This window comes from Prevotella sp. AM34-19LB (assembly GCF_003468525.1).
In the GTDB taxonomy this organism is placed as follows: Bacteria; Bacteroidota; Bacteroidia; order Bacteroidales; family Bacteroidaceae; genus Prevotella.
On record NZ_QSIG01000016.1, the window covers coordinates 1 to 12,511 of the forward strand.

General features: G+C 45.6%; 6 protein-coding genes and 1 rRNA gene. 1 reads left to right on the top strand and 6 read right to left on the bottom strand.

All coding sequences use genetic code 11. The annotated features are described in order from the left end of the window. Positions 1 to 320 (bottom strand): 16S ribosomal RNA (locus DW830_RS06535); the annotation flags it as partial. A 1,196-nt stretch (positions 321 to 1,516) separates the two neighbouring features. Here DW830_RS06535 and DW830_RS06545 point away from each other — a divergent pair. Beyond that, on the top strand, positions 1,517 to 2,272 hold the full coding sequence (locus DW830_RS06545) for a Bax inhibitor-1/YccA family protein (protein ID WP_228112958.1): 756 nt from the start codon (positions 1,517 to 1,519) through the stop codon (positions 2,270 to 2,272). A gap of 302 nt (positions 2,273 to 2,574) precedes the next feature. Here DW830_RS06545 and DW830_RS06550 read toward each other — a convergent pair whose 3' ends face one another. From DW830_RS06550 to DW830_RS06570, 5 genes are all read right to left on the bottom strand, one after another. Continuing rightward, on the bottom strand, positions 2,575 to 3,603 hold the full coding sequence (locus DW830_RS06550; protein WP_119249341.1) for a helix-turn-helix domain-containing protein: 1,029 nt from the start codon (positions 3,601 to 3,603) through the stop codon (positions 2,575 to 2,577). A gap of 49 nt (positions 3,604 to 3,652) precedes the next feature. Then, entirely contained in the window at positions 3,653 to 7,282 is a 3,630-nt protein-coding gene (locus DW830_RS06555; protein ID WP_119249371.1) for a GH92 family glycosyl hydrolase, read from the bottom strand. Positions 7,283 to 7,310: 28 nt separating this feature from the next. Next, entirely contained in the window at positions 7,311 to 9,998 is a 2,688-nt protein-coding gene (locus tag DW830_RS06560) for a GH92 family glycosyl hydrolase (RefSeq protein ID WP_119249342.1), read from the bottom strand. Between the two features lie 101 nt (positions 9,999 to 10,099). Beyond that, a complete protein-coding gene (locus DW830_RS06565) occupies positions 10,100 to 10,759 on the bottom strand; it encodes a DUF4468 domain-containing protein (RefSeq protein WP_119249343.1) in 660 nt (219 codons plus the stop codon). A gap of 99 nt (positions 10,760 to 10,858) precedes the next feature. After that, positions 10,859 to 12,478 (bottom strand): RagB/SusD family nutrient uptake outer membrane protein, encoded by a 1,620-nt coding sequence (locus DW830_RS06570; RefSeq protein ID WP_119249344.1) that lies wholly within the window; start codon positions 12,476 to 12,478, stop codon positions 10,859 to 10,861. Between the last annotated feature and the right edge of the window lie 33 nt (positions 12,479 to 12,511).

Sequence of the window (12,511 nt, forward strand, 5' to 3'; positions counted from 1 at the left end):
TGGGGGACCTTCCTCTCAGAACCCCTACTGATCGTCGCCTTGGTGGGCCGTTACCCCGCCAACAAGCTAATCAGACGCATCCCCATCCATCACCGATAAATCTTTAATCTCCTTCAGATGTCTTCTAGAGATATCATTGGGTATTAGTCTTACTTTCGCAAGGTTATCCCCAAGTGGTGGGCAGGTTGGATACGCGTTACTCACCCGTGCGCCGGTCGACGCCTAGAAAAAGCAAGCTTTCTCTATCGTTTCCCCTCGACTTGCATGTGTTAAGCCTGTAGCTAGCGTTCATCCTGAGCCAGGATCAAACTCTCCATTGTAAAATATCATTTTTACTTTGCTAAACCCGAAAGCATAGCGAAGTGTTTGTTGTCTGTACTTAGGACGAATATCCTTTTCGTTTATTGAAGCTTAGTAAACCTGACTTGTCAATTTCTTGACGGTTCGTTTCTTTTTACCCAGTCAACTTTCTTATTTCTAAGAAGTTAACCGCTTCTTGTACTACTTGTCTGTTTATGTAAAATCTTTCAAAGAACTCTTTCTTTTGTTGCTTAGAGTAATACTTGATTTCTCAAAAGCGAGTGCAAAAGTACTAACTATTTTCCATTCCACCAAATTTTCTGAGAAGAAAGTTGCATTTTTCCTTCAAATTTAACATTCATAGACACTTTTCGCGTTTCAAATCCATTTTTCTCCTAATTATATATATACGCGCGAAAGAACATTTGTATTCGAGCACACATAAAAGAAGATGCATTCTGGCCTTCTCTACCAAATGTATAGAGAACTACTTTCAAAAATACTCTTCACAAAACAGGCTGAAACCCCGATAAACACTGGGGTTGTGGGAGGTGAAGAGTGCACCGCCACTCTTCACCACTCTTCACCACTCTTCATCCAAACCATTTTAGAGAAAAAGAATGTCAGGTAGGCAAAGGTTCCGTCATCTATGATGACCAAGCCCTGGCATAAATGATGACCAAGTCTTAGCATAATTGATGACCAAGTCTTAGCATAATTGATGACCAGACCCTGACATAAATGATGACCAGACCTAGGAAGAAAAAATAGCGGAGCCTTACGATAAGTGAAGAGTGGTGAAGAGTGGCGGTGCACTCTTCACCTCCCACAACCCCAGTGTTTATCGGGGTTTCAGCCTGTTTTGTGAAGAGTGAAGAGTAAAAGCAAGAGTAGTATTTTTACGAGCAAATCGGCCCTGATTATAGATCGAGAGGGGTGGTCGAATAGAAGTGAAAGTCCTGAGGAATCCTTTCTCCCGACGTATCGTTTCTTGCCTGGCATTGGCACAAAGTTGCCCTGGCAAGGGGCAATATCTTGCCATAACCAGGCAATAAGAGGAATAAGGCTCCGTAAAATTACGGAATAAATGTTAATAATGAGCAGATATAATGGCAGATTCAAGAAATGGCATTATCTTTGCAACCGTTATATTGTGGCATAATCAGCTTTGCCATCAAGAAACAATAAAAAATCAACTAAATTAGAAATTAGAATTATGACAGAAAAAGAAATGTACAATCTGATAAATAGTCAGAACGGACAGTCAAGCAACGGCTTCGCTGTCAACGAGAAAGAGCGTGGATTAAGTGGTGTATTCTCCGCACTGATGCGCAAGGTTTATACTTGGATGACACTGGCACTCGTCATTACCGGTGTTACTGCTTACGGCGTTGCCAGCAGTCCTACCCTGTTGATGACTCTGATGACAAGCCGCGGTTTACTCTTCGGTCTCATCATTGCAGAACTCGCCTTGGTGTTCATCATCACCGGAGCCTTGAACCGTCTGTCGCTGAGTACAGCCACACTGCTCTTCATCATCTATTCGGTACTGAATGGAGCGATGCTATCTTCGGTATTTGCAGTATATACTATGACCAGCATTGCCAAGGTCTTCTTCATTACCGCCGGTACATTCGGAGCGATGGCTTTCTACGGATACACCACCAAGAAGGATCTCACCTCTCTCGGCAAGATTCTCTTTATGGCGCTGATTGGTCTGATTATTGCCACCGTAGTTAATATGTTCCTGAAGAGTTCAGGATTTGAATACATCTTGAGCTATGCGGGTGTAGCCATCTTCGTGGGTCTGACAGCCTGGGACAGCCAGAAGATCAAGATGATGCTCCAGACACAGTACGATATGAGCGAGGGTGCTCAGAAGCTGGCTCTCATCGGAGCCTTGACTTTGTATCTCGACTTCATCAACCTCTTCCTCTACCTGCTGCGCATCTTCGGAAGCAACAAGGAATAAGAGAACTATCACTTAAAACACAAAAAGCGAGTTTTAAGATCATCATAAACAAAAGAAAGGTTGGCTTGCCCTCTTCGGGTTAGCCAACCTTTTTTTAATTTGTGTCATCAAAAGCAAATGATAAGTAAACCTAATCTAGAAAATTCTGCTACAAAGATACAACTTTTCCCGAAATCTCGGGTATCATTGGGTAAAAACATAGGTCCAAAAGAACAAATTCTTCCCTCACACCCCGGCTCTTCAAAAAGTCTTTGCGTAAAATCCGGAGAGTTATAGCATCAATTCTCCTGATTAGCTGATACTTACATTTGCGCACGATATTCATTAGGCGAACATTCGTGTGCAGCGACAAAAGCCCTGCGAAAAGTAGAAACAGAATTGAATCCAGACTTCTCAGCCACTTCCAATACCGTATAGGAGGATGTGCGAAGCAGCTGGGTAGCATGCTCCACCCGATAATTATTCACGAAATCATAGAAAGTCTGCCCATTCTCTTCATTAAAGAAGCGGCTCAGATACGTACGATTCGTACCTACCATACGCGCCACATCCGACAGCTTGAGCTTAGGATTGAGATAGATCTTCTCCTCTTCGAAAAGCTGCCGTACTGTCGCCGCCAGTCCTTGCGCCACGCCTCCATCATCCAAGCCATCATCAATAGGTCCGGTATCAGAATCAGTCAATTCATCAATAACCGACTCATGCTTATAGACAAAATAGCATATAAACATCCATATAGTCAGAGACAGCACCATATAGAAATCATCAAAATCTACATTGATGACAAAGCAGCTCATCGTCCAGATAATCAATATCAGGAAGCAACTGCTCAGGATAGCCAGAAGCCATTTGAGATTGATGTTCTCCTGATAAGAAAACCGTTCCTTCAACTGGCGATGGTAGCGCCTGATGAGAAAGGACATCACGACGAAAGTGACAAGACCATAAACAGCTCCCCACACCGTAAGAATGTAGAAATAGATATTGTTGCCAGTTACACAATAAATGGCAGGAAGCACCACAAATGGCAATTCCAGCATCACCGCCTTACGCCAGGTAGTCCATCCCGGCTTCACCAATTCCATCAGCACAAAGCTATAGAATGGTATGATAAACATATCGGCAGCTGATATGAGGAACCAGTTTTCCTCGGTGTCGAAGCCGATGAAATAGAAGAATAGAATATCCTTCAGGCACTGTGCATCTACTATCAGCATCAAGATCATGATGAGGCGAAAGAGCCTGTCACTGCCCTTGCGCCAGAACATCCATGCCATCATGGAAAAAAACATCATGCTCATGCCATAAACGAATCCAGTTATTGCATCCATAAGTTACTTATCATTTATCATTTCAGTATAATAGGTCCGGCAGAATGGGTTATTTCATCTGGAAATGCAATTCTCCACCACTCAATATCTGCTGATGAGAGAGGCGATAATCACCCAAAGGCTTCCCATTGAGGGTTACCGACTGGATGAGATAATCATCCATGTGCTGGCGATCAGCAGAAAGAATGAACTTCCTGCCGTTTTCCAGATTCAGCGTAACCTTGTCAAAGCTTGGCGTACCTATATAATAATAAGGTGTACCCGGACATACAGGATAGAATCCGATAGACGAGAACACATACCACGCCGACATCTGTCCTGCATCATCATTTCCCGACAATCCGCCCGGGGTGTCATTATATTCAGTCTGGAGAATATGATGCACCCGCTCCTGCGTTTTTTCTGGAGCCCCGGCAGCGTCGTAAAGATAGGCTATCTGATGACAAGGCTCATTACCATGCCAGTACCATCCGTTATCAAACATCTTGTCCAGTCGGGCTATCACCTTCTCGTTGCGAACAGGAATCTCGCCCTTCTTCTCCATCTTTTTTTCCGCCTTTTCTATCTGTTTTTCCTGCTTATCCATCGGTTTGCTGTTTCTGATTACCTCGAACAGACCTTCCGGGTTCTGCGGAACATACCAGGTATAATGACAGGTAGCACCCTCGGTGATGTAACTCTTGCGATGCACCAGGTCTTCATTATTCTCCCACTTGCCATTCTCGTATCTGCCATCCGCCCATCCTGTAGCAGGATTGATGACATTGCGCCAGTTCTCGGAACGGCGCATCAGATCGTTGTAATCCTCCAGATACTTCTGGCGCAGAGCGGCATCCTGACAGGAATCATGCAGAGCCTTCGCCATCTGTGCCACGGCATAATCATCGTAGGCATATTCCAGGGTACGGGAAGTCTGCTCGTTGGTATGAAAGGCTTCCTCCACCATATCCTCCAACGGAATATAGCCATTATCCATATACGACCGGATGGCACGGCGGCCCTTTCCATCCCGATAATCCTTCGCCAGATAAGGAGTAGAGAAAGCGTTGAGACGCATTCCCTCGTAAGCCTTGGCTGCATCAAAATTGCGAATGCCCTTGACATACGCATCGGCAAGAGCCGCACCCGAATGATCGCCAATCATCGCTGCCGTATAACTGTTCCAGCATGGGAAGATAGGCATCCAGCCACCCTCCTTGTACATCTGAACCAGAGACTGCATCATCTCGCCCGACATCTTCGGAGTGATGAGACTATAGAGCGGCAACTCTGCACGATAGATGTCCCACATGGAGAAATCGCCATACTTGCGGAGATAAGAATAGGCAGGAACGGCATATCCCTTGGAACTCAGGGTAGCATTGCCCATCTTCACGGTACCTGTAGAAAACTCCGGATAATCGCCATTCACATCACTCATCTCATGAGGGAGGAAGGATGCACGGTAGAGAGCACCATAAAACTGGTTGACCTTGCCAGCATCCTTGCTTTCCACATCAATGGTATGAAGTCGGTCGCACCAGATTCCGGCAGCATACTCCATCATGCTGTTGAAATCCAATCCGCCATACATATAGTTTTCAGCATTGAGATTCTCCACCGCATTGTCGCGGGATGTAAAGGATGTACCCGACATCCACTCCATCGCCTTACCCGATCTGCCACGGAAGGTGAGCCAGGCGCCAATGCGAGGTTTGCCCTGCACCTTCAATCCCCTTACCATCTTCCTGTCGCCCTCGAAAACACCGTAATCCACCAGGTCCTTCTCATCGTAAGCCAAGACGAAATGTCCGGAGAAACCAGCCGGTTTTCCCCATCCCTGATAGATGCGATGCACCGGATTATAACCATAGACTATATGGTTGATGGTATCAATCTCGATGTATCCCTGTCCTTCATCGCTGTTCGGATTGATGACAAGATGAACCAGCTCATCCTGCTCCGGAGTAACACGGAGAAAGGAGGTATGACTCAAGGCTGTCATCTCTGCCTTCAGATGTTCATCCTTCAGGCGGACAGCATAGTAGTGAGGATGAGAGACTTCATCTTCATGACTGAATGCCGTAGCTCTCTGTTCTGGCTGAAGGCGGAGCTTTCCACCAAGCGCTGCCACCGTGAAAGAGCCATAATCCTGCGTACATCCGCCCACCAGCCAGTGGCTGCAGCGGAAGCCCTGCAGATGTGTATCCTTATAATAATAAGGTGCGATACATTTCTGTTCTGTATCCTGTGTCTGAGGAGTCCAGAAGTTCTGACCATTCGGAACGAGAACAGCAGGGATGGTCTGCCCATGTTCCTCACTCCCCTTTCCGAACATGCCGGCAGTCTGGGTATTTGCCTGTGCCGTACCCACCATCGTATTGATGGCATTGAGCTGGCGGATATGTTCCAACCGATGGATCCGCTCATGCATTTCCTGCTTCCAGGCATTCCAGGAATAGTAATGCGTACCATAGATCACCTGACCTACGGGAGAAAGCATAACATCCCGCTCATTGAGCATAAACTTCACCAGCACGCTATCCTTCGCATTCTTATAGAATATCATCTGGAGATTGGCAGCCATCGGAACCACACGATCCATCTTTTCCATTTCATCTCCCAAAACCACCAGACTTGCCTCTTCACGTGCTCCTGCCGGAGGAACATTTACATCGAAGAGAAGAGACAAGAGACGATAAAGGGCAGTATCATGACCAAAGCGAAGCGTAGCCGATGACTTGACAGAACGCAAAGCCCGATCTGCCTCCGCCTCGATATTCTGCCATAAGGAGATAGCACTACGGGCAGGAATATCCTCATTCGTCGCCACGGTACCATTGTTGATGGCCATGCGAAGATTATTGGCATCATAGATAGCACGGAACTCATCATCGGTGAAAAGTGCATTCAATCCATCTTCTATATCCTGCGGATAAGAAGAGAAATTCAAGCCTACATCCTGAATGGAAGAAGCCACCGTATGCATCTCGGTCATCAGCTTCAGGGGGTCATCCACCTTAGAGACATCCTTAAACAACTGAAGAAGGAAACGGCGAGGTGAAACCTGAGCCTGCACATGGGTACGATTCTCCAAAGCCTTCACTTCGGGAGAGACATACGCTATCCAAGCCATATCGGCAGAATCGGTCTTGACATCCAGATTCAAGCCTGGCTGAAGGGTATGCAATTCCGAAGTAAAAGCCTGCATACTCTTGGCGCATCGATCCACCACACTGGAACGAGCCTTTACCGCATTGCCCGCAGCAAAGATATGCGGATAACGCTCAAACATACGATGAGCGATGCCCTGATGCTGAAGAGCACCAAGCTTGCTCAGTTTTCCACCGTTACCTCTGGCATTTTCCCATACACGCAGCAACATTCCCTTCACCTGCAAACCCAGTGGAGTGAGATTACTCTCATCTTCAAAATGCTTGCAGATCCAGACATACCGGTCATCCTTCGGCATCCAACGGGAACCATGGCGACCGTAATGGCTGATATAAAAGGGTGCATATCCCTGAGGAACATTCAGAGAATCAGACATAACATAAGTAGCCGCACCAAAAGTTCCAGTCTTGGCAGAAGGACCTTCCGGATAAGCATAATAGACGCCACCCATCTGCTGGCGGGTCTGAGCTTGCATAGATAGCACGCAAGCCAAAGAGATATATAATAATGTTATCTTTCTGTTCATATAATAATGAAACGGAGAATACTCCAAATTATTGTTTTTCCAACCTCCAATCAATACCTAAAGGATTTCCATCCATACGCAGCACCCAAGGGAGACCGAGGTTCACTGCAATCTGCATCATAGTTCCATCCTGTTCAGCCTTGACGGTGATGCTCTTTTCATCTGCTGATATTTTCCGCCATAAAATCCCATTATAGACAAAGGATCCGTTTGCCTGAAGCTGATGCAGTGCCTTTCGGGAGATAAACAGGAAGGTACCGTCGCGCATACCCTTGTTGGAACTCATATCGCACACATAGAGATTCCTTCCTTTCTGCGGACTATCCCAACAGAAGCCATCAGCCTCATCCACCACCTTGCCAGGAATCAGATAGAGAGATTGATTACATTTCAGTATAAGCGTATCAGCCATACTCGTAGAATCTATTCCTACCTCCCAGTTACGGTACTGTCGGTTGAGAATGAAGCGAGCCACATACTGTGCAGGAATAGTTATCAAATACTTATCCACAGGCTGTGCAAAAACTGTGGATTTCTCTTTTCCTTTCATTATCAGCTGTTTCTGCGCTTTATCAACACCCTTTTCCTCAGTTTTAAAATCAGGAAGAACAAGTTTTCCACCATTTATCAACACATCATGAGTTATGAACATCTGCCTCCATTGCCCTCCTTCTCTCACCACCTTCAAGTCCTTACCATTGGATAGATGGATGGTGTATTCAGGAATCATCGGCGAACCTACGATATAGAGATTCTGACCGGCTACCGGATAGAATCCCAGCATATTGAAAACGAGCCAGGACGACATTGCGCCCCCATCATCATTACCCGGCAAACCGCCAGGAGAATCATCATAGTTATCGTTCACGATCTGCTGGATTCGCTGAATGCTCAAGTCCGGGCGTTCTACCCAATGATACAGGTAAGGAGTCATGAAGCTCGGTTCATTCGCCACATTGAAATGACCATTGGCGAAGAAGGTGTCCAACCGTCGGATGAAAGCATCCTTTCCTCCACAAACCTCAATCAGTCCCGGAACATCGTGCGGAATACTGAGACTATATTCTGCCGACAAAGCCTCATAGAAGAAGGTTGACCACCATGGAAGATACCAGGGTGCCACCTTGGTATCCGGATGATAAGGAATCACAGGATGATAGACCTTCGACTTGCCCCAAGGCACAGAATCGAGCCATCTGCCATCCGCATCTCTCGGCATGATAAATCCCTTCATCCCCTGCCATTCATAATCAGAACGCCAGAGGTTGCGCCAGTTATGCGAACGCTTCATATACTTATCGTAGAGTTCCGGAAAGCCCAGTCCTTTTGCCACCTGGGCAATACACCAGTCATCATAGCTATACTCCACGGTACGATTGCCGGCACGGTCTATTCCATACGGAATATAGCCCAGAGTATTATATTCCATCAATCCCCCTCTGCCATGCTTTTCCTCAGGCACACTGCCCACAAAGCCATCATCATCCGTTGGCGGCACTTCGGCATCCTTAATCATTGCTTTCAGCGCCAGTTCATAATCGATACCCTTCATTCCTTTGGCAAAGGCATCGGCTATGACTATATCCGCATTGCTGCCACCCTGCGTTCTGCCGTTCCAGTTGCCGCTTCTAGCATCAGGCATATAACCGTCATGCTTATAGATATTAAGCAGGGAATTGACCATATCACGCTGCTGGGGTTCCTCTATCAAGGTAAGCAAAGGCATGGAAGTACGGTAAGTATCCCAGATGGCATAGTAATCGTCATAATAAGGCGTAGCGGAGAAATGAGGATTTTCACCCGACTTATCCACAGGCATCAGCATCGTATGATAAATGGCAGTATAAAACATCCGCTTCTGCTTTTCGGTTCCTGCGATTTCTATCTTTCCCAACTTTCCGTTCCAGGTTTTCCTCACATTCTTCAACTGGGTATCAAAGCCACATGACGGAATATTCCGCCTGGCATGGGCGATACTGATATGCGAAATACCGACCTTCAGATTGACGGTACTTTTCGAGAAGGCAACAGCCAATCTTGTCTTTGATTCCTTCACCTTATTATATAGAGGCGCTTCGCCATTAGCTAAAGGGACATCGCTATTAGATAAAGGCGTATCGCAATTAGATAAAGACACATCACTCTGCAAATAGAAATATACGGTATAAGGGCCGCCATTGTTCCAGCCACCCCTTACAGTACTCCATCCTGAGACGGCATATTTTCCATCACAAGTAACATACGAATCCACATACTGCTGAGTTTCGCGCTTATCTGGAATCGTATCTATACCCAGAAAGGTAGCCACATCTATCAGGAGTTTTCCCTTCTGTTTCCTACCATAATCCAGGCGATAGAAGGCACAACGTTCCGAGGCGGTAATCTCCGTCCGGATTCCATTCTCAAAAGTACAGGCATAATATCCCAAGGCAATCTTCTCATCCACACGTTTCTGGATGATTTCCCCAGCATGCAGGAAAGGCTGAATCAGGATATTGCCATACTTCTGTCCACCCCCGGTTCCGCTGACATGCATCTGCGAGAATCCCTTGAGAGGTTCAGGCATCGGAGCCCATCCTGCATTCGGCATAGACACGGCATCCGGTCCAGGCTTCGCCATACCGTATGGCATACAAGGTCCGGGGAAAGTTCTACCCAATCCCTCACTTCCGATACGTGGATCTACGTATCGGGAAAAATCCTGCGCCATTGTCATCAAGAAGCCAATGGCAAAAATATAGCTAAGAATACGCTTCTCTTCATACGTTTTATTAATAAGCGCGCCAAAATCTTCAAATTTACCACATTTTGGCGCAGCTATAATGCCATTTGAATGCGATTCATCAAGACCTCCACATATCCATGACTCATCACCAATGCCTTGCTGGAAGTTTTCTTGGTTCCATCTTTCTTCGCAAAAGGGAAACAATCATTCAGCGACCATGTTTCGTTCACAGTATATGGGGGATGCTTGTCGAAATCCTCATCCAGCATGGCACTCCAAATACCATCATCAACTTTCGTCACCTCATAGTTTGGAACGACTATCGTCAGTTTGACCTGTTCATCTTTGATGTCGCAACGCACAAGAGGGCGAATATTGACACAATAAGAGGAATAACCACCCGAGTGATAAGCAATGCCAGGCAAATAACCCTTTGCCATGATAACCCCCAATTCCTTGTCTGCCATCTCTATCGATGAACTAGCATTGCTAAAGGTTTTCAGAAACCAATAATTCAAATCGACAAAGAGTTCATTTTTACTCTTGCCTCGCACCGAGATTGTTTTCTCAAACGTCAAAGCATTGTCCTTGTCCAACGTATCTTTTTCGCCAAGATAAAGCGCAATGTCTTTCCATCTTTTTCCATATTGATTAATCACGTAGGTCTCGACCTCTTTACGGCTCAATGTTTGAGCATCTACAGTTAGCAAGCCTGCCAACCACAGTAATAACAACAATAGATTTCTTCTCATAATCAAACAGTTTTATCAAAATGAAACAAACTTCATCTAACAATTAGAAAAAAGAGAGTGGCAGAACCCGCCACTCCCCATTTATCATCATTCAATCGATTAATATCCAGGATTCTGCTCCCAACCATTCAAATTGATTGTGTTTTGTGGCACTGGGAAGATGCGATGACGCTTGTCGAAGTTTGCATCTGGGAAGTCCTTATAATGAGGGAAGAACTCATCCTCATAATGACCGAAACGAATCATATCGTTACGACGCCAGTTCTCATCAAAGAATTCACGACCACGCTCATCATAGATTTCCTGCAAGGTAGGTTCGTTAGCTATCGTTGGAGCACCTGCATATGAACGAATCTGATTGAAGAGAGCTTTTGCACCACTACTACCCTGACGAGTAAGAGCCTCAGCCTTCATAAGAAGAATGTCGGCATAACGGAAGATTGGCAGGTCATTAGACTGGTTACGACCATTATTATAGTCAGCGGGAGTCGTAAACCACTTGATGGAGTGACAACCCTGCTGATAAGCATTAGCGTCATTGCCAACTTCGATGGTGTTATCTTTCTTAGCAAGAGTGATGTCTTCCGTAAAATGTACCTGGTTGCCTTTATACATAAAAGGTTCAGTTGTAGGACGTAAAGTCTTTGGGTCACGAACATAGACATCACCACGAAGAATGCAGAGATTACGAATATCCCCATCCAGAGAGAACAATTTGGCAAACTCAGGAGTGACTACCATGTTACCACCAAACGACTGAGTAAACTTATCTGTTGAACCATAGACATTTGGCAACAAATTTTTCATATCCTTGAATGTACGAGGACGAGCATACTGCATACCCTGACGGTTGATGGCATCATATGGTATTGCATATATGAAGTCTTCCACCTTCCAGCCATTGTCGTATGAGAACTTATGAAGATAGTCAACAGAACCCAAATTGAACTTACCACTATTGATAATATCATCGCAAGCAGCAATACAAGCATCCAACTTTGGATTTGCAGCAGTTGCTGCATCATATTGGTCAACCGACTCCGCCGTATAAACAGGCCAGTTGATATATAGCTTGGCAAGAAGAGCCTCTGCCATCCATTTAGTAGGCTTGCCGTATGAATTTTCAGTAACATCATCCGTCAATACAGGAATAATGTCATTAAGCTCACTCTCAATCCACTCCGCAACTTCCTTACGTGAAGAACGAGATACCACAGAACCTTCAGCCTGAACTTTATCCAAAATAGGCGTATCACCATAATTATCCATCAAAATCCAGGTATAATAAGCACGTATGGCACGAGCTGGCGCTTTCATCTGGGCAGAAGCTCCGCTACCCAATTCCTCCAAGATGGTATTCGCCTTTGTAATACCAGCCGTCACATCATCATACCAACCGATAGATGCATCATTAGGAGAACTACAATGAAGTGCTTGGTGAGCATAGGTACCACTGTCATAATAACCGCCAGCAAAAGCGAGTGAAGTAAACTCATCGGAAGCCAAGCATTGCGCCTCCATATAACGGCGACCCAATGTTCCTGCAAGATGGTAATATACATCCGCCATTTTTGCCTCCACAACAATCATCGGATCAACTCCTGAGTTTTGACTAGGATCCTCAGTATATTGCGAGTTTGGACTCATGTCCAAGTCCGTACAGCCGGTAAGTGCCATGGCAAACAATCCAGCTGAAATAAACAATCTATTTAGTTTCATATTCTGTAATCTGATTAAATGTTATTACTTTAG